Annotated in this window: 15 protein-coding genes; 10 read left to right on the top strand and 5 right to left on the bottom strand. The window is 46.3% G+C overall.

From position 1 onward, the window contains the following. Positions 1-314 precede the first annotated feature (314 nt). Positions 315-1850 (bottom strand): S8 family serine peptidase, encoded by a 1536-nt coding sequence (locus ACYVGR_RS21875; RefSeq protein WP_460960635.1) that lies wholly within the window; start codon positions 1848-1850, stop codon positions 315-317. Between the two features lie 174 nt (positions 1851-2024). Here ACYVGR_RS21875 and ACYVGR_RS21880 point away from each other — a divergent pair, with 174 nt between their 5' ends. Next, positions 2025-3320: an aminopeptidase P family protein gene (locus ACYVGR_RS21880; protein WP_460960637.1), complete on the top strand. Its 1296-nt coding sequence runs from the start codon at positions 2025-2027 to the stop codon at positions 3318-3320. An 82-nt stretch (positions 3321-3402) separates the two neighbouring features. Here the strand turns inward: ACYVGR_RS21880 and ACYVGR_RS21885 are convergent, their stop codons facing one another. Both ACYVGR_RS21885 and ACYVGR_RS21890 read right to left on the bottom strand, forming a co-directional pair. After that, on the bottom strand, positions 3403-4044 hold the full coding sequence (locus ACYVGR_RS21885; RefSeq protein WP_460960639.1) for a TetR/AcrR family transcriptional regulator: 642 nt from the start codon (positions 4042-4044) through the stop codon (positions 3403-3405). Positions 4045-4454: 410 nt separating this feature from the next. After that, complete coding sequence (locus ACYVGR_RS21890; protein ID WP_182458030.1) at positions 4455-4895, bottom strand: WapI family immunity protein; 441 nt, start codon at positions 4893-4895, stop codon at positions 4455-4457. A 290-nt stretch (positions 4896-5185) separates the two neighbouring features. Between ACYVGR_RS21890 and ACYVGR_RS21895 the strand changes: the two genes are divergently transcribed. The 5 genes from ACYVGR_RS21895 (at position 5186) to nspC (ending at position 9855) form a co-directional block, all read left to right on the top strand. Then, positions 5186-6400 (top strand): saccharopine dehydrogenase family protein, encoded by a 1215-nt coding sequence (locus tag ACYVGR_RS21895; protein WP_460960642.1) that lies wholly within the window; start codon positions 5186-5188, stop codon positions 6398-6400. A 104-nt stretch (positions 6401-6504) separates the two neighbouring features. Further along, entirely contained in the window at positions 6505-7281 is a 777-nt protein-coding gene (locus ACYVGR_RS21900) for a hypothetical protein (protein WP_460960644.1), read from the top strand. Positions 7282-7339: 58 nt separating this feature from the next. Beyond that, entirely contained in the window at positions 7340-8170 is an 831-nt protein-coding gene (locus ACYVGR_RS21905; RefSeq protein ID WP_460960646.1) for an energy transducer TonB, read from the top strand. 57 nt (positions 8171-8227) lie between these two features. Continuing rightward, positions 8228-8683 (top strand): energy transducer TonB, encoded by a 456-nt coding sequence (locus ACYVGR_RS21910; RefSeq protein ID WP_460960648.1) that lies wholly within the window; start codon positions 8228-8230, stop codon positions 8681-8683. Between the two features lie 17 nt (positions 8684-8700). Next, on the top strand, positions 8701-9855 hold the full coding sequence (gene nspC / locus ACYVGR_RS21915; RefSeq protein ID WP_460960650.1) for a carboxynorspermidine decarboxylase: 1155 nt from the start codon (positions 8701-8703) through the stop codon (positions 9853-9855). Between the two features lie 302 nt (positions 9856-10157). On the opposite strand, the gene ACYVGR_RS21920 is transcribed toward nspC, so the two are convergent. After that, positions 10158-10724 (bottom strand): 1-acyl-sn-glycerol-3-phosphate acyltransferase, encoded by a 567-nt coding sequence (locus ACYVGR_RS21920; RefSeq protein WP_460960652.1) that lies wholly within the window; start codon positions 10722-10724, stop codon positions 10158-10160. Positions 10725-11030: 306 nt separating this feature from the next. After that, positions 11031-12179: a bifunctional histidinol-phosphatase/imidazoleglycerol-phosphate dehydratase HisB gene (hisB, locus tag ACYVGR_RS21925; RefSeq protein WP_460960654.1), complete on the bottom strand. Its 1149-nt coding sequence runs from the start codon at positions 12177-12179 to the stop codon at positions 11031-11033. Positions 12180-12544: 365 nt separating this feature from the next. On the opposite strand from hisB, the gene ACYVGR_RS21930 reads away from it, so the two are divergent. From ACYVGR_RS21930 to ACYVGR_RS21945, 4 genes are all read left to right on the top strand, one after another. Further along, entirely contained in the window at positions 12545-13573 is a 1029-nt protein-coding gene (locus tag ACYVGR_RS21930) for an NYN domain-containing protein (RefSeq protein ID WP_460960656.1), read from the top strand. Positions 13574-13576: 3 nt separating this feature from the next. Further along, complete coding sequence (gene pabB, locus ACYVGR_RS21935) at positions 13577-14944, top strand: aminodeoxychorismate synthase component I (RefSeq protein WP_460960658.1); 1368 nt, start codon at positions 13577-13579, stop codon at positions 14942-14944. A gap of 237 nt (positions 14945-15181) precedes the next feature. After that, on the top strand, positions 15182-18034 hold the full coding sequence (locus ACYVGR_RS21940; protein WP_460960660.1) for a TonB-dependent receptor domain-containing protein: 2853 nt from the start codon (positions 15182-15184) through the stop codon (positions 18032-18034). Positions 18035-18066: 32 nt separating this feature from the next. Beyond that, the gene (locus tag ACYVGR_RS21945) at positions 18067-18813 is read left to right on the top strand and encodes a GLPGLI family protein (protein WP_460960662.1); all 747 of its coding nucleotides are present in this window, start codon (positions 18067-18069) and stop codon (positions 18811-18813) included. The last annotated feature ends 56 nt before the right edge of the window (positions 18814-18869 follow it).

Genomic DNA, 18869 nt, shown 5'->3' on the forward strand with positions numbered 1-18869 from the left:
AGAGGTTAAGGTCGATCTGAAACGAAAATTAATTTTTCTTCATACAGGACAAGGTTTTTTTTGACAGGATTAACAGGATTTTTAAATTCATGAGGCTGTTTAAACTTTTCTTTCAATGGCTTTTTTGTCATCCCGACCGGTCCGCCGGTGCGGCAGGAGGGATCTTCGGGGACAGATTAGCCAATAGACTCACCCGAAGATCCCTCCTGCCGCACCGGCGGACCGGTCGGGATGACAAAAAAGCACTAATTATGGCTGGATTAGAAAAAGTTTAAACAGGTTCCATATAATCCTGTTAATCCTGTCGAAAAAAATTACTCCCAAACCACTTCAATCACTTCCCTTTTCAAATCGATGGTCGTTTGTTTTTCGTCAGATGCCCGGCGGAGGGTTAACTTACCATTGACAACCTTAGCTGCTTCCTGCTGCAAAACGTGGGTTGCGCTTTTCTTATGAAATACCGATACAATTTGTTCAGTTGTTTCGACGGGAAGTGTGAACGATTTACCATTCGCTTTCACCGACCGAACGTTTGACGGTATATCCTGATTTCGGAGTAAAGCCAATGCCCGCGATGCCTGTGGTACACCGTAACCAACATAATTATTTCCGTAGGGATATAAATGCGACGATTTCTCGATAATCTCCATCACTTGTTTATTCGTCAGTTTAGGATTTGCCTGCATGATACAGGCGGCAAAACCGGTAATAACGGGCGCCGACAGCGAAGTTCCGTAGAGCGAAAAACAAGAAACGTTGGGTTTCAGATAAGGTAGATTTTCAGGACCAATACTGCTGTAACCAATCCGGTTCCAAAGCCGGGAGTTGGTAGCGCCAATAGCCAATACGCCCTGCGCATCGGCGGGTGTACTGATGATCCGCCATGACCGATCGTCGCCTTCATTTCCCGCCGATACAATGATCAGAATTCCTTTTTTGTCGGCAGCAATCTGAGCAGCTCGGCTAATGAGACTCGTATGTCCGTCCATTTGGCTAGGCTCATAATTTTCTTTCGGGTTACTCATACCTTTCGCATAACCCAGCGAAGTATTGATCAGCCGAACTCCAAGACTGTCCATCCACTCCATAGCGGCTACCCAATTGTCTTCCTCGCCCCGGTATTCGCGGTTGCCCTGATCGGTTCGGGCCAGATAAAAAGTAGCATCGGTGGCCAACCCAAACTGAATGTTTTCGGAAGGATCGCTACCGGCAATAGCGGCCAGCACTTCAGTCCCATGAAAATCGGACATGGTTTCGAGGGTGCGAAACAGATTATCGTGGGTTTTCTTCTCATTCACATAATCGCGCACTCGCTTAACGCCATCACGCGCAAAAATATGCTTGAGTGCATTGGCTGAGTCAGCTCCGAAAAAACCGGCGTCGATCACGCCAATGTTTACAAACCGACCCGTTAGTCCTGCATTCGCAAAATCAGGAGCCTGAATTTGGGTCATGACCGGCGCCATTTGAAGATTGGCCGGTAAGTCTAAAGACGTAATGACAATAGCCGGATCAATAGCCTGTATGCCTTTCACAAACGGCATGGCAAGAACCCGCGCCTGTTGTTCGGTCGTTAAATAGGCCGACACAGCATTAAGCCAGCGAGACTGACAAAGGGGACGTACGCCCGCTTGCTTGAACTGATGCAGATAAGCCGCCGAAATAGGCTTATCCGTCTCGTCTAGAGGAAGGTTCTGTTGCTGTCGCTGCGTGATCGATTGCTGCGACAAAGCCGGAGCGGACGTTTGATCTTTATCGCGAAGTAACACCCAGTACTTAGGCGCTGCGTTGGGCTGGGCCTGTAGCAGCGAAGTCAACAGGCATAAGAATACTGTGTGGCGAAGTGTCATGAGTCGTTTAGGTAGAAAACAAATTGGGCTTTCACTGTGAGCCGTGCCGGCGGGTCAATTGAACCGTGAGACGGCTCACAGCGAAAGTCTAAACTAGAAAACACACAGAAACTATTCTGGGTTTTGAGTTTCTTTGCAAAATTAATCAGAAAACCAGCCTCAACGGTTTACCGTATGCGTTATTTCCCCATCGACAGCCAACTTTTCGTGCACAACCGCCAGCGACTTACTAATCTGCTGAAACCTAAATCATTGGTTGTTGTGAATGCCAATGATATTATGCCTACCAATGCTGATGGTACAATGACTTTTCGGCAAAACAATGACTTGTTCTACCTCACTGGGGTTGATCAGGAAGAAACATGTCTGGTATTATTTCCAGAGCATCCCGATCCGAAATTTCGTGAGGTCTTGTTCCTGCGCGAAACCAGCGAGCTTATCGAAATTTGGGAAGGGCATAAACTGACTAAGACCGAAGCCGAGCAGGTAACGGGAATTCCGCAGAAGCAGATTTACTGGACACACCAGTTCGAGCAGATTTTTACGCTGATGGTTTTCGAGGCTGAGCATATCTACCTGAATACCAATGAACACACTCGGGCTGGTGTACTGGTTCAGACGCGCGATGCCCGATTTATTGATGAGTTTCGGCAGAAATACCCACTGCATCATCTGGAGCGGCTTGCGCCATTGATGCACTACCTGCGAGCCATTAAACAACCTCAGGAAATTCCCCTTATTCAGACCGCTATCGACATTACCGACAAGATGTTCCGTCGGTTGCTTGGGTTTATTAAACCCGGCGTTTGGGAGTATGAAATTGAGGCCGAAATGATGCACGAATACCTGAAGAACCGCTCACGGGGATCAGCCTATAGTCCTATCATTGCTTCGGGGGCTAATGCTTGTGTATTGCATTACATTGACAATAGCCAGCAATGTCAGGATGGCGACGTGATTCTGTTGGATATTGGCGCTGAGTATGCGAACTACAACGCCGATATGACGCGGTCTGTACCCGTTAATGGCCGATTTACAGCACGCCAGCGCGCTGTTTATGATGCTGTTTTACGGGTGATGAAAGAAGCTACACAAATGCTCCGTCCCGGTAATCTTTGGGACGAATATCACCGGGAAGTGGGTAAGGTAATGGAGGGCGAGCTAATTGGATTAGGGCTGCTGGATCGTGATGAGGTTGCGAAACAGGACCCTGATGCACCTTTATACAAAAAGTATTTCATGCACGGCACGTCGCATTTTCTGGGGCTTGATGTGCACGACGTTGGCAACAAATATCGGCGAATGGAACCTGGTATGGTTTTCACCGTTGAGCCCGGAATTTATATACGTGAAGAGAAACTCGGGATTCGCCTGGAGAACAACGTCCTGATTACGGAGTCGGGCAATATTGACTTGATGGCAAATATTCCGCTCGAAGCTGAAGCGATTGAAGAACTAATGAATGCATAAGATTTACGCATTACGAGGTACGAATTACGATTTTTGCTGACGCCAGCCAATCGTAATTCGTACCTCGTAATGCGTAAATTCTTTAAGCCGTTTTGGCGTTTTCACGCTCAAGGGCAATATTCAAACTAGAGTAAATTCGACGGATAGCTGTTTCCAGCCGTTCCCAACCCGAATCGGAGCGGAGATCGATATCGCCGATATGATCGCGTTGATTACTGGTCAGTACCAGATGCGTAACCGCAGCTACCATCAGACTGGTGATGGCAATCGGATCGAAGTTAGAATAAGGGGCTAGTTTACTAACCATCGATTTGTAGGACTGATCCCGAAAATCGGCCAGACGACGAGCCAGTTCGGTTTCGCCATTCGACATTTCCCAACGGATCAACTCCTGCGAAGACTTCCGGCTACGGAACTCGCGCATGAACTGGATGGTGTACTCCGACCAGGCTTTGCTCCGAGCTTCGGGAGCCAGATTGTCCGGCACCGAATCCAGGAATTTGTCGTTAAACATCGACAGGAAGAATCCGCGATGCACATAAGCTTCCAGCAAGCCGTTCCAGCCACCGAAGTAGCGGTAAATAAGTACTTTATTCACTCCGGCGCGCTCGGCAACGGCATTGATGCCTGCTTTTTCGGTGCCTCGCTCGGCCATTACTTCACCCATGGCACGTAGAATCCGTTCCATGGTCATCTGGCGATTTCTTCGCTTGACGACTTTCATACAATTGGGTCGTTTTTTGTTTAAAAGAGGATTCAGTAATCTATTTTGTAGGCGGTCCAGTAAATTTCCCTAATCTACAAATCTACTGTAGCTACAAATATGGTTATTACCACTGATGTTGTCAAAAAATAATATCGCGAAATAATAATAATAATTGGGAAAATGATTTACTAAGTACGTAGTAACCTATCTGAAAATATGCCCTTAATGAAAGTTTAGCTGTAGGCTGACTGGAAGCGATTCAGTAATAATAGGAAATTTTTTTCATAATAAGTATCTGAATTATAGGTAGTTAGTTTGATTTTATCTTTTGGGCTTATTGGCAAATAGTAAAGCAGGCGCACTATACTTAGCCTTGTCAGTTAAGCACAATACACCCAATATATTGCTAGTACAGATAAGGCTAGAATTTATCTTTCGGGAAACGTATCCATTTGGCCAGACAACTCTTGTATCGCTTCCTGAAGCTGATTTCGGTTTAAATGGATATCCATTTCCATGGGGAAGTCTGGGTAGTTATGCCAGGAGGGCGCCAGCGAATGATCGAGTTGAATTTGTAGGCAATACTTGTCGTCGGAGAGGGCTTTAGCTTCCATACTCAGACCTGGCTCCGAGAAAGTCAGGGTTACATGGTTAGTTGCTTTGTTCCAGAGCGAGCGTAATCCAACCAATAGCCGTTTGATTTCCCAGGTTTGCAGAGGGGCCGATTGCGTATCGGACTGTTGCCCCCATAAGGTCGAAAATCGGCATTGTAACCGATTGCGGTCTCGCCAGGTTTTGGTAGCCTTACTGTAGCCTAAAATCGCGAGTTCAAATGAGTTAGCAGAGCCTGAAGAAGATACGAATTTCATAACGGTATTTATTGAGGATTGAGTATATGTCTACTTAACAAATATACTAACTGTTTGTTGATAAAATACCATTATTTTCTGGTCATTATTTTAGAACACACCGCTTATTTAAGAGCTTTACCTAGCTAAGGCTTCCGCTTAGAGCCGTGCCGCGGTTCAATTGCTCCGGTATAACTAAGCGTGGTACGGCTTTAAGCGAAATTCTGTTAACAACTTCATTACATATCGACTTATTGACTTTCCCTATCTTTGTCGCCGAAAGAAAATACACAACTACTAAATTCAGATAGATGGCAAAAGTGCTCATTATCGGAGCCGGTGGCGTTGGCAGTGTTGTAGCGCATAAATGTGCGATGAACAGCCAGGTCTTTACAACGATTATGCTGGCCAGCCGCACCCAAGCAAAGTGCGACCGTATTGCGGCCGAAATTCAGGAAATGCACGGCGTAACCATTCAAACGGCAAAGGTTGATGCCGATGTTGTGGCCGAAACGGTTGCATTGATTCGGTCATTTAATCCGGTGCTGGTTATCAACGTGGCGTTACCTTATCAGGATCTTCCGATTATGGATGCCTGCCTGGAAGCGGGTGTTCACTATATGGACACGGCTAATTACGAACCGAAAGACGTTGCTAAGTTTGAATATAGCTGGCAGTGGGCCTACAAAGAGCGGTTTGAGCAGGCTGGTTTAATGGCCCTGTTAGGCTGCGGATTTGACCCTGGCGCTACTCAGGTGTTTACGGCTTATGCGGCCAAACATCATTTCGACCGGATGGATTATCTGGATATCGTCGATTGTAATGCGGGGAATCACGGCAAAGCGTTTGCTACGAATTTTAACCCGGAAATTAACATTCGGGAAATCACCCAGCCTGGTCGGTACTGGGAAAATGGCGAGTGGGTCGAGATTCCGGCCATGAGCATTCATAAGCCCATCGAATACCCCAACATTGGTGCCCGTGAATCCTATGTGCTTTATCACGAAGAGCTGGAGTCGTTGGTGAAAAACTTCCCAACGCTGAAACGTGCCCGGTTCTGGATGACCTTTGGTCAGGCGTATCTGACACACCTTGAGGTATTGCAAAACGTAGGCATGACCCGTATTGATTCAGTGAAGTTTAATGGAATGGATATTGTACCGCTGGAGTTTCTGAAGGCAGTATTGCCAGCTCCCGACTCACTGGGCGAAAATTATACGGGTCAAACCAGCATCGGCTGCCAAATTAAAGGCGTGAAAGACGGTGAAGATCGGACGTATTTTATCTGGAACAACTGCGACCATGCCGAAACGTATCGCGAAGTGCGTGGGCAAGCCGTTAGTTATACAACAGGTGTGCCAGCCATGATTGGTGCCATGCTTATGCTCACAGGTGTGTGGATGAAGCCCGGTGTCTGGAACTGCGAGGAGCTAGATCCCGATCCGTTTATCGAACAAATGAACAAACAGGGATTGCCTGTCAACGAACGGGTGAACATTCCGCTGCCGCATGAGTATCCGGCCTGATTAAAATTTCTTGACTAACGAAAATACCGCTATAGATCATGGCGGTATTTTCGTTATTTAGTAACCTAACTGTTATTTTCCGCCCTACTTTAAACAACACGACTATGAAGCTTCTATTCCTGACCCTTCTGGCGAGTTTGTCTATGTCAAGTGTTTTCGCTCAGAAAAGCGATACCACGAAAGCTAAGCCAACTCAGCAATATAACCCCAATGCACAGCGCAATGGCTATGAAACGTACCAGTCGACCAGTCAGATTGTTGGCGCTGGCCCGTACACGATGGTGAATACGATGGATCATCGGTATGAAGGATTACGAGGGACACCCTATTTTCTCCCCGCCTGGAATAAAGGCCAGATTGAGATGGCGGCCGGGCAGAATTACAAAGAGGTCCCCATTAAATTTGATGCCTATCGTCAACATCTGATTTTACTTCGGACCTGGGCTGGTAATGATTCTATTATCGTCAATGTCGATCAGGTAAAATCGTTTCAGCTTAAGAATGCAGATGGCCAATTCTACGTTTTTCGCCATATACCAGAGGCCAAAACCAACGACGACGCGTTGAAGAATGGGTATTTTTTGGTGCTCTATCAAGGCAAGTCAGCCTTGCTAAAACGAGTGGCAAAATCCTTTAAACAGGCCGATTATAAGAATCCCTACGCCAATGGAGAACGGTACGACGAGTTCCGGGATGTTAATTCCTACTATGTGCTTAAGCCCGATCAGACCTTAACCAAAGTGAAGCTTTCCGACAAGTCGATCATCGAAAGCCTGGGCGATCATACCGATGAGTTGAAGGCCTATGCCAAACAGGAAAGCCTGAGTGGTAAATCCGAAAATGAGGCCGTTTTACTGGTCAAAAAGTACGATAGCTTATAAGGCCATTTGTGGAAAATAACTGGAGCGAGCATCCAAGCGTTATAAACGATCGAACGCTATGCTTCACGCCAATGCTTCCACGGATGTCGCGCTGACTTACGACGACATTATCTTTCAGGCTCGTAATCGGGCCTACGGTGCCTTCGACCTGCGCCAGCATTATCGACCGACACTTAGCCGTGCAGTAGGGCTGGGTGTCGGTTTATTTTTGCTAGGAGTCGCTATGCCTACACTCTATGATCGGTTTTGGCCTAAACAAGCCATCGCCAACAATGAGATCATGACCCAGGTGACGCTTGAAACGATAAAAGAACAACCGGCCGAAAAGCCGATAGAAGTTCCACCTGCTGAAAAGCAACCGGCAGTTAAGACCGTTCGAAATTTACCACTCGATGTGCTACCTGACGCTGATGTGGTTGACGAGAATCCACCCGCAACCGTTGAGGAACTTAAAGATGCCACTTCTGGACCCGTAACGGCGGAGGGAACGGGCGATATTGACGTGATTGCGGCACCAGAAGCAACGGTTGCCACGGTACAGGAAAAAGCCGTTGAAGTAGAAACCAAAACCGAAGCTCCATTTCTAACGGTTGAGCAGCAACCCGAATATCCCGGCGGTATAAGTGCGCTGATGAACTTCCTGGGTAAAAATCTAAACTATCCACGCTCTGCTGCTTCGGCAGGCGTATCGGGGCGGGTTTTTGTCAGCTTTGTTGTCAATACGGATGGAAGCTTAACCGATATCCAGATATTGAAAGGAATTGGTTTCGGCTGCGATGAAGAAGCCCTTCGGGTTATGAACAAGATGCCCCACTGGAAGCCCGGTAAACAGTCGGGGCGGGCGGTTCGCGTACGGTATAATTTACCGATTGCCTTTACACTGGAATGATGCAGTTGTAAAAGAGTAAAAATTCTAAATCCAATAAGCGGTTCCGCTTCTATTCACATGCGTAGCACTTCTTTTACTACGTACGTACTGATACTCGGTCGCCTTTGTGCGCTGAGTATCGGTTTATTAGTACTGTCGGTTGCCTGTTTCGCGCAAACACCACAACAGCCAGATTTAAACGTCTATACGATTGTTGAAACGCAGCCCGAATTCCCAGGTGGTATAAACGCCTTAATAAACTATCTGAAAGTAACTATTAACTATCCTCACGAAGCTCAGGAAGCGAAAATTAAAGGACGCGTTTTCGTGTCGTTTATCGTAGAAACAGACGGTAGCCTTTCCGATATTCAGGTGTTGAAAGGTCTTGGCTATGGGTGCGACGAAGAAGCGATGCGGGTTGTTAAAGCTATGCCCTGCTGGATTCCTGGGAGCCAATCGGGACGGCTAATACGCGTTAAATACAATCTGCCGATTGCATTCGGCACCGATTTTCCTAAACGTAAAGGCCATTAGTTTCATACCTTTGCGGCATGAATACAACCTTGCTGCAGCACCTCGACGAACCCGCTATTCCGTCGCCCTGCTTTATTCTGGAAGAAGCCAAATTACGTCGAAATCTTACATTGATCGATTCGGTACAGAAGGCCGCTGGCGTGACTATTATTCTGGCACTGAAAGGATTTTCGATGTACAGTGCTTTTCCATTGGTGCGTGAATACCTAAGTGGTGCCACTGCCAGTTCACTCAACGAAATCAAATTGGTAAACGAGTATATGGGCGTGCAGGCGCATACCTATATTCCAGCCTATCGCGACGATGAGTTTGATGAAGTTGTCGAACGGAGCAGTCATCTGACGTTCAATTCGTGGAGCCAATGGGAGCGGTTTAAAGATCGGGTTGCCGGAAAACCAGTTTCCTGTGGTATTCGGGTAAATCCACAGTACTCCGAAGTTGCCACGGACATGTACAACCCCTGCGTTCCGGGCTCTCGCTTAGGCGTTACGCGCGATCAATTGCCCGATCAATTACCTGAGGGTTTGGAAGGGATTCATTTTCACACGCTCTGCGAAAATGACTCATTCACCCTGGAGCGAACGCTCGAAGCCCTCGAAGCGCGCTTTGGCGATCTGCTTCATCAGGCTAAATGGGTTAATTTCGGTGGAGGGCATTTGATGACTCGGGAAGGTTACGATACTAATCATCTGATTGGCTTACTGTCAGCCTTCCGGCAGAAATATAAGGTAGATGTTATTCTGGAACCGGGTTCAGCCATTGCGTGGCAAACGGGCGTTCTGGTATCGACCGTTCTTGATGTTGTCAATAGCCAGGGGATTGAAGTGGCCATTCTGGATACGTCGTTTGCGGCTCATATGCCCGACACGCTCGAAATGCCCTATAAACCCCGGATTATCAACTCCTACCATGAACCCGTTGCGGGTAAACCGACCTATCGTTTAGGTGGTATGACCTGCCTTGCCGGCGATTTTATGGGCGATTACTCATTTGATGCCCCTCTCGAAATTGGCCATAAGCTCGTGTTCGATGATATGATTCACTACACGATGGTGAAAACCACAACTTTCAACGGAGTGAATTTACCAGCCATTGGTATCTGGAAAGAAAATGAGACGTTTCAGTTGATTAAAACCTACGGCTACGAAAGCTTTAAAGACCGATTGAGCTAGTACTCATGCAATTTAGAATCAAAAGATTCTAAAGATTCTTTTGATTCTATCGGTAGTATTTTGCTGATAATCAGTGCACGAGCCATCAATAAGAATCAAAAGAATCTCTAGAATCTAAATTGGACAAGTACTAGTTTAAGGTGAATTATGGCGGATTTACGAAGAGAATTATACTATTTTTTGTCATCCCGACGTTAGGAGGGATCTTCGGTAAATAACCAGTTGCCGAAGACCCCTCCTGACGTCGGGATGACAAAAAATAACATTATAAATAACTGACGACCAGCTGATAAGTTCAGGCTCTATTCAATTACCCCCGTTTCTTCCCAATGCTTCAACCAGTCTTTCTTGATTCCCTGAACCTGCGAGAAAAACTCGTAAAAAGGTACCATATCGGTTGCGTAATTGCCCGTAACGTATAGCGGCTCACCTAGAAGTATGAGTTTACGAGGCCAGTCGAAGCCAACTGGAATTAGAGGGACGCCCGCTTTAAGGGCGATGTAGTAGAAACCAGTTTTTAGCTTCGAAACGTTGCCACGGGTACCTTCGGGGGCAATACAGATATGGAGTCGCTCAGTTGAATTAAGCACGTCAACCATCGCATCCACTAAATTGTGCGACTTATCTCGATAGACAGGTCTACCACCCAATGCCCGGAACAGCCAGCCTGCGTACCACGTGAATAGTGAGCTTTTGGCGAGATACTCAATCCAGACGTGAATGGTAGGACGAATACCAAGACCGAGAAGGAAATCCCAATTGGTAGAATGGGGAGCTACGACCCAAATCGCTTTTGGTAAGGTCGGAACGGAGCCAACCACCCGCCATCCAGCAATTTTAAACAACCAACGGGTAATAGCACCGAGCATAATAATTCATAGTCAACAGCCTTTAATCAATGGTCAATAAGCAATAGTTACTGTTGACTATGGACTAAAGGCTGTTCGCTACTTTTAATACTTTCGGTCATTCTTTTCTAACCACCGGCCTGTCATAAACGAAGCGATCAGCAGTACGGCGTAGAACAGAAGTGTCAAAGGAGTTGATAAATCCATGTCGGTATTCAGTTGAATTCAGATGCAAAAGTAATTAATAAGTTTGAAGTTCAGAGTTTGACGTTTGAAGTTAATCGCCTTTGCGCCACTTCAAACGTCAAACTCTGAACTTCAAACTTATTACAACACTCCCTTCGTACTTGGTAGGTTGTCCAATTCTTTACTATCGCGCCGAACGGCCATTTTAATGGCTTTCGCGAAGGCTTTGAAAATGGCTTCAATTTTATGATGCTCATTGTCGCCTTCGACCTTAATGTTCAGGTTGCAAAGAGCCGTATCCGAGAATGACTTGAAGAAATGAAAGAACATTTCGGTTGGCATATCACCAATTTTTTCGCGCCGGAAGTCAGCATCCCACACGAGCCAGGGCCGACCTGAAAAGTCGATGCCAACTTGAGCCAACGCTTCATCCATCGGAAGCAGGAAACCGTAGCGACTAATGCCTCGCTTATCGCCAAGCGCACGCCGATAAGCCTCGCCCAATGCCAGGGCTGTATCTTCAATCGTATGGTGTTCATCGATATGCAAATCCCCATTAACCTGAATGGTCAGATCGGCACCCGAATGTTTGGCGACTTGATCGAGCATATGGTCGAAGAAACCCAGACCCGTATGAATAGTGGCCTGACCACGTCCATCGAGGTTTAGTTCAACCCGAATTTGCGTTTCTTTGGTGTTTCGCTCAACGGTGGCCGTTCGGGCAGGTAATCGAAGAAACTCGTATATCTGATCCCAGTCGCCCGTTTTCAGGGCGATTGCATTTTGCATCGCTTCGGTCAGACCCGAAACATCGGCGGTTTGTACATCTGCGAGACCATCTGGCGGAAGAAATAAAATAGCTTTTGCGCCCAGATTTACAGCCAGTTGTACGTCGGTCAGCCGATCACCAATAACGTAGCTATTGGCGAGATCATACTTATCGGAAAAGTACTCGGTCAACATACCCGTGCCAGGCTTACGAGTCATCGAATTATCGCGTGGGAAATGACGGTCGATGTGTACCGCCGAGAAATGAATATTTTCGCCCGCAAACGTGGACATCATCTTGTTATGTGCTGGCCAGAACGTATCTTCGGGAAACGAATCGGTACCAAGCCCATCCTGGTTGGTGACCATCACTAATTGATAGTCAGTATCTTCAGCAATCATACGCATTGCCGAGATAACCTTGGGAATATAGTCGAGTTTGAGTAGCGAATCGACCTGCTGATCGGGTTGGGGTTCAATAATGAGCGTACCGTCGCGGTCGATGAATAGAATTTTTTGCATAGCGTGCAGGAATAAGCCTACAAAGATACAGTCAGAGTGCAATGGATACGAAAAAGTGTTATGTTTGCAGAATAGTTTTGTAACTAGTCTAACCGAACCTCCCCAACTTTCTGGATTTGTACGTTACCTTATAGGCTTAGAGAGCTTATTATTTATATTACTTAGCCGTATTGCCAACAGATAGTCGGCTTCGCGAAAAACTTGCTATTGAACTACATTGCCTTTAGTTTATACGAATAAAATAGAATTTTATAAGCTGATTTTCTTCGTATTTATACAATCCATATACCATCAATCAACCCGAATAAGAAAGGAAAATAATGTATTATCTTAAAAATCTACAATTATAAACTTTAAGCTATAGCATGCTAGCAGCATCCAGATTAACCCGGATTGGGGTTTTCTATGACGGTAACTATTTTTTACACGTAAGCAACTACTATAATTATTCTCACGAACGTCGTAGCCGTATAAGCATTTCGGGTTTACACGCATTCATTCGTCGGCAAGTAGCCGAAGAAGAAGGCGTCAACGAGCGTCTGTGCCAAATTGTAGATGCTCATTATTTTCGTGGGCGTCTCAATGCACACGAAGCGAATCAACGTGGTAATCAGCTATTTTACGATCGGCTGTTTGATGATATCCTGATGTCGGAAGGGGTGGTTACCCACTACCTGCCCGTAAAAACGTATCAGGGCTATCGGCAGGAAAAAGGAATTGATGTTTGGTTGGCTCTCGAAGCGTTTGAACTGGCTCAATACAAGAAATTCGATGTGGTGGTATTGATTACATCTGATGGTGATTATGTGCCACTGATTCGTAAACTGAACACGTTAGGCTCCCGCATTATGGTACTTAGCTGGGATTTTGAATTCCTGAATGAGCAGGGCGAAAAGCAGGTTACGCGCACGTCGCAGGATTTGCTGGAAGAAGTATCGTATCCAGTAGGTATGCACGGGCTGATTGACGACCGGAGCCGACGTAACGATATGGTTATTCAGAACCTGTTTGTAAAGCAGCAAACCGCTCGCCCAACTTTTACGGCGATCGCTGCCAATGGCAGTAGCTACGGGAACGGATTTACGAATGGACTTTCAGCAGGTGATGAGTATGAAACGGCTTACTCGTCGTTAGATGAGCCGAATTATAATCTTGCCGATGGCCTGAATTTGGTTGATGATGACCCTGAAGGACGCAAAATCAGTACAATTCGCAGTCTGAAAACGGGTTATGGTTTTGTGAATTATCCGCCGAACAACCTGTTTTTCCATTATACTAGTCTGATTGATACCGATTTCAATGAGTTGCAGATAGACGACGAAGTTGAGTTTACGATTGGTCAAAACGCTGAAGGTAAGGATATTGCCGTCGACGTTCGGCTACTGCGATCTTAAAGAATGAATATTCTGCGTGTGGCTGCTACCGATACTCTGTCAATTCAGTGGCAGGCGTTGGCATGGGCTATGAACCAGCAGGCAGATGAAGGTGGATTTGTTGCGTTTTTGAACAATAATAACATTGATTACCCCAATGACCCGTTTCCAAACCGACTATTTGTCGGTCAGAAACGGGTCATTCCGTTTTCGGATTCGGCGACCATTCAGGATTTGGCTGCTGCCCACCGCGAACGGCCTTCCTTTTTAGTGGGCTATCTGGGCTACGATCTCAAGAATCAGCTTGAAGCACTTAACAGTCGAAACCCAAATCGGCTGGGATTGCCTGATGCTTATTTTGTAGAGCCGGAGTGGGTTATTGATTTTGAAAAAGATGGCCTAGTGATTCGGGGAGAAAGGGATTTGGAGGCTGTTGCCCGTATGATTACCCTCACCCCCGGCCCCTCTCCCAGAACGGGAGAGGGGAGCAAGGCTGCCCGTTTTCCCCCCCTCTCCCGTTTTGGGAGAGGGGTTGGGGGTGAGGGTAATTATACGGGTAACACCATCCAATGCCGTGTCACACCCGAAGAGTACTTATCCAACGTTCGGCGGATTCAGCAACACATTCTGGCGGGCGACGTATATGAGTTAAGTTACTGCATTGAGTTCTTTGCGGAAAACATTGATCTGGAGCCGCTGCCTACCTATATGACCCTGAATGAGCGGTCGCCAATGCCATTTTCAAGTTTTTTGAAAATTGGAGATCAATATATAATAGGTGCATCGCCGGAGCGATTTCTGAAAAAAGAAGGTAATACTATTCTGTCGCAACCGATTAAAGGAACCATCCGCCGGGGAGCAACACCGGAAGAGGATTCGATGCTTCGGGCGCAACTCCTTAACTCCGAAAAAGAGCGAGCCGAAAACCTGATGATTGTCGATCTGGTACGGAATGACCTTGCCCGAAGTGCCCAAACCGGCTCGGTGCGGGTAAATGAGCTGTTTGGTATTTACGGCTTTCAGCAAGTTTATCAGATGATTTCAACCGTATCGGCCACGCTGCGAGAGGATGTTTCCTGGGCCGATGCAATTCAGAATGCCTTTCCAATGGGCAGCATGACAGGCGCTCCGAAAATCCGGGCTATGGAGCTGATTGATGAACTGGAGGTCAGTAGAAGAGGGGTATACTCTGGGGCCATAGGCTTCATCACGCCTGATGGCGATTTTGATTTTAGCGTGGTTATTCGAACGCTACTCTACAATGCCCAACGTCAGTACGCTTCATTTTCTGTTGGAAGCGCCATTACGTACGACGCCAACCCAGAGCAGGAATGGGAAGAGTGCCTGTTAAAAGCACGTGCCATTCGTACTGTATTAGAGGGTAGTTTCTAGTTCGGGAAACAATATTTCCTAACTCCTAAACTTTTTTTGTGGAATTGTCGCCTTTTTCTCCTCTTAAAGGATAAGTCTTGCAACGTTTTGCCGTATTAAATACTCATTAAGGCGCAAATCGACCGTTAACTAAATTAACTACTATAAATATAGTTAAAAAACGTTAACCGATTGAACATCGCAAGCTTATACGTTTAGCTTTGCTTTCGTTATCCTACTAGCTTATATCTACCATCCATGAGAAACTTTTCCCTGCTGGCCGTATTGTGTCTGCTCACGGCTGCGCTCTATGCCCAAAGTCCTGCTGCCACCACCCGTTTTACACTTCAGGGCCGTGCTGTCGATACGGCATCAGCTCCCTTGCCATCGGCAACTGTTATGCTGCTCAGTGCCAAAGATTCGGCGATGGTTAATTTCACCCGCGCAAATGAAAATGGTGCCTTCTCGTTTAAGAACCTAAAGGCAGGCAACTATATTCTGAAGATTTCCTTTGTCGAGTATATTCCCTACAACCAGGCGATTAAATCCACGGGTGAGCCTGTCATGGATTTAGGCCTTTTGAAGATGAAACCCATCACCCGAGAGTTGATGGAAGTAGTCGTCAGAACGGCAAAAGCACCCTTGACCATTAAAGGCGATACGATAGAATATAACGCCAGTTCGTTTAAAGTCCCGCCCGGCTCAACGGTTGAGGATTTGCTACGTAAACTACCGGGCGTTCAGGTCGATCAGGATGGGAATATTCGGGCACAGGGCCAGGAAGTAAAGAAGGTGACGGTTGATGGAAAAAGCTTTTTCGGCGATGATCCGAAACTGGCTACCAAGAATTTACAGGCCGAAGCTATCACTAAAGTGCAGGTCTTTAATGACAAGACCGAACAGGCAAAAATGACGGGCGTTGATGATGGAAAGAAGGAAAAAACCGTCAACCTGCAACTCAAGGAAGAATTTAAAAAGGGAGGTTTTGGCAAAGTAACTGCCGGAGCAGGCCCCGCTTCGAATAACGTATCGACCCGTTTTGAAGGCAAAGGGAGCTACAACAAATTTGACAGTAAACAACAATTTTCAGCTTTATTGCTAGGGAATAATACGAACCAGCAGGGGATTTCCTTTAATGATTATCAGGACTTTCGCGGAAGCAATTCGTTTAACTGGAACGATAATGCTGACTTTGGATTCAGTGGCTCTAATCGCTTTATCTACTTCGGCGATGACAATGAAAGCCTGACCATTCCAATTAGCGGGGGTAATGGCCGGGGCTTTACCCGAAATGCAGCAGGTGGGCTTAATTACAACTACGACACCAAGAAAACCAAGCTGAGTACGAGCTATTATTTCAACCAGACCCGGTTAAATCTGGATGCGCTGCGGGAAAATAAAAGCTACCTTCCTGGGTCAACCAATTTGCGGAAAACGGACACCAGCAGCCAGGCTAACCTGACAACCAACCACCGCGTCAGCTTCCGTTTAGAAAAGCAACTCGATTCCATGCAAACGTTGCTGGTGATTAGTAATAGCCGGTTTGGCATCAACAGCAGCAATCTGCAAAGTCAGCAACGGGTTTTCCAGAGTGTAGCCAGTAGTCCTGAAATTCCGACTACCTATAGTCAGTCGACGAATAATTCATCGGTAAACCAGTTCGCGATGGCCAATACGCTGCTGTATCGGCTGAAATTCAAAAAGAAAGGGCGCAATTTTGGCGCGAGCGCTACCTTTCAGATCAATAAAAACGATGGCGATTTACTGCTGAAAGCCCGAAACGAATTCTATCAGGCCACTAGTGTCAATGATATGCTACGTGTGCTGAATCAAGATCAGGGAACGGCCTCGATCAGTAATCAGTACAAGGCCAATCTGCTCTACGTGGAACCGTTCGCCAAGAAATTCTTCTGGGAAACATTCTATAACTTCAACCTCCGTTACGACGAAGTAGACCGCGATGTATCGAACCTGGACGATAGCCGCCGACGGATCGATTCGTTAAGTTTGTACTATAAGAACAACTACCTGTTCAATCGACTGGGAAGCAGTGTACGGTACTCCTATAAAGGGCTGAATATATCGGCAGGGGTAGCTGGGCAGCAATTCCAGCTTGATGGGAAGTTCGCCCGTGATCAGAGTCAGCCGCTCCAACCCATCAACCGGACGTTTACGACGGTAATTCCGAACTTTTCGCTTAACTACGATCTGAAAAACAACCGATACCTTAACGCCAGTTATGATGTAGGTGTGCAGATTCCGTCCTCTCGCGATTTGCAGCCGGTAACCAGTAACAGCAACCCATTGGCGATTACTCGTGGTAATCCGAATCTGTTGCCTCAGCTGGGCCATAATCTGAGTGCTTATTTCAGCTATTTTAATCCGGGTAGTTTTATTAATTTCTGGTCGAATATCTACACCACGTATTACGTTAACCAGATTATTTATAGCCAGACCGTTGATCCAAAAACATTGATTACCACAACGATGCCCGAAAACCTGACGGGTGGTAAAAACCTGGGCTCGTACATTGGTTTTGGCTTCCCGTTGAAAAAAACAAAGGCAACACTCAATCTGAATACTCAGCTAAATTTTGGCCATAACCTAACACGGATCAATGAGGTGCTGAACGAAACCAACAACCAGAATTACTCGTTCGGCGTCCGGCTGGAGTTGACGCCTAAAGAGTGGATCACGTTTTACGGAAACGCGAACATAGGCATTACCAATACAAAGTATTCGATCAACACGGCGCAGAATCAGACCATTTACAACAACAGCGTTCGGGGTGATCTGAACCTAAAATTACCCGGAGGTTTTTACCTGAATACGACAATGAACTATAGTGCTTATAGAAATGATAAGCTGAATTTCAATCAGCAGATTCCCTTGTTAAGTTCGTCACTCTATCGTATTGTTGGGAAGGCGAAGAAAGCAGAAGTTCGGCTGTCGGGCTTCGATCTGCTCAACCGGAACGTGGTGGTATCGCAATATGCCGGACAGAATTACACAAGCACTGAACGAATTCAGTCGTTGGCCCGGTATTTTATGCTGAGCTTTACCTACAACATGCGCGGTGTTCAGGCTAAAATGCGCCGGGATTATTATTGATTTTAACCCTCTTCTAAACGCACTTATCTATCATGAAGAAACTAATCCTATTACTATGCCTCCTGGTCAGTTCGATGGCCATGGCCCAGAAAACGGAAGGTGTAGTGACCTATGTTCGTAAAGACTATTGGAGCAAAATGATCAATAGGCTGACGTTCCTGAATCAGGAACAAAAGGACCGTCAGACCCAACTACGGAAAAACTGGGAAGAGAACAACAAAGGCACAAAAATGAAGATGGCCTTTAATGCCAACGAAAGCCTGTATACCTATTTCAGCTCTGAGCCGGAAGAGGGTGGTTATTCCTGGCGGCAGTATGAATTGGATTTATACCGCAATTTTGAAAAAGACCATAAAACCGACATCATCGAAATGCTGGGTAAAACCTACATTGTTGAAGATTCGGTCCATGCGCCTGTCTGGAAAATCGGGAATCAGATCAAAGAGGTAGCTGGTTTCATCTGCATGAAAGCTGAGACGGAAGACCCTATTAAAAATCAGAAAATTACGGCCTGGTTTGCACAGGATATCCCGGTTTCGGCTGGCCCCGAACGGATGTGTGGTTTGCCTGGCCTGATTCTGGAACTAGACATTGATGACGGAACCGTGCTTATTGAAGCGACTAACGTTACCTTCCGGCCTCTCACTCCGAACGACCTTAAACTGCCAAAAGTAAAAGGCAAGAAAATTGACGACGCTGGCTACAATAAGGTGATAAGCCAATACATTTCTGAGCAAATGGTTGCTCATAATAATCCGTATTGGGAAATTCGGTATTGAGTCAGTTACTATTGTTTTTACAAGCCTGCTTTTAGCTGTTTCGGGTGTAAAAGCAG

It is taken from the genome of Spirosoma litoris, from assembly GCF_054776755.1.

Bases quoted from the DNA above. Each gene is read 5' to 3' on its own strand.
- ACYVGR_RS21875 (WP_460960635.1), bottom strand. From the start codon at position 1,850: ATGACACTTCGCCACACAGTATTCTTATGCCTGTTGACTTCGCTGCTA.
- ACYVGR_RS21880 (WP_460960637.1), top strand. From the start codon at position 2,025: ATGCGTTATTTCCCCATCGACAGCCAACTTTTCGTGCACAACCGCCAG.
- ACYVGR_RS21885 (WP_460960639.1), bottom strand. From the start codon at position 4,044: ATGAAAGTCGTCAAGCGAAGAAATCGCCAGATGACCATGGAACGGATT.
- ACYVGR_RS21890 (WP_182458030.1), bottom strand. From the start codon at position 4,895: ATGAAATTCGTATCTTCTTCAGGCTCTGCTAACTCATTTGAACTCGCG.
- ACYVGR_RS21895 (WP_460960642.1), top strand. From the start codon at position 5,186: ATGGCAAAAGTGCTCATTATCGGAGCCGGTGGCGTTGGCAGTGTTGTA.
- ACYVGR_RS21900 (WP_460960644.1), top strand. From the start codon at position 6,505: ATGAAGCTTCTATTCCTGACCCTTCTGGCGAGTTTGTCTATGTCAAGT.
- ACYVGR_RS21905 (WP_460960646.1), top strand. From the start codon at position 7,340: ATGCTTCACGCCAATGCTTCCACGGATGTCGCGCTGACTTACGACGAC.
- ACYVGR_RS21910 (WP_460960648.1), top strand. From the start codon at position 8,228: ATGCGTAGCACTTCTTTTACTACGTACGTACTGATACTCGGTCGCCTT.
- nspC (WP_460960650.1), top strand. From the start codon at position 8,701: ATGAATACAACCTTGCTGCAGCACCTCGACGAACCCGCTATTCCGTCG.
- ACYVGR_RS21920 (WP_460960652.1), bottom strand. From the start codon at position 10,724: ATGCTCGGTGCTATTACCCGTTGGTTGTTTAAAATTGCTGGATGGCGG.
- hisB (WP_460960654.1), bottom strand. From the start codon at position 12,179: ATGCAAAAAATTCTATTCATCGACCGCGACGGTACGCTCATTATTGAA.
- ACYVGR_RS21930 (WP_460960656.1), top strand. From the start codon at position 12,545: ATGCTAGCAGCATCCAGATTAACCCGGATTGGGGTTTTCTATGACGGT.
- pabB (WP_460960658.1), top strand. From the start codon at position 13,577: ATGAATATTCTGCGTGTGGCTGCTACCGATACTCTGTCAATTCAGTGG.
- ACYVGR_RS21940 (WP_460960660.1), top strand. From the start codon at position 15,182: ATGAGAAACTTTTCCCTGCTGGCCGTATTGTGTCTGCTCACGGCTGCG.
- ACYVGR_RS21945 (WP_460960662.1), top strand. From the start codon at position 18,067: ATGAAGAAACTAATCCTATTACTATGCCTCCTGGTCAGTTCGATGGCC.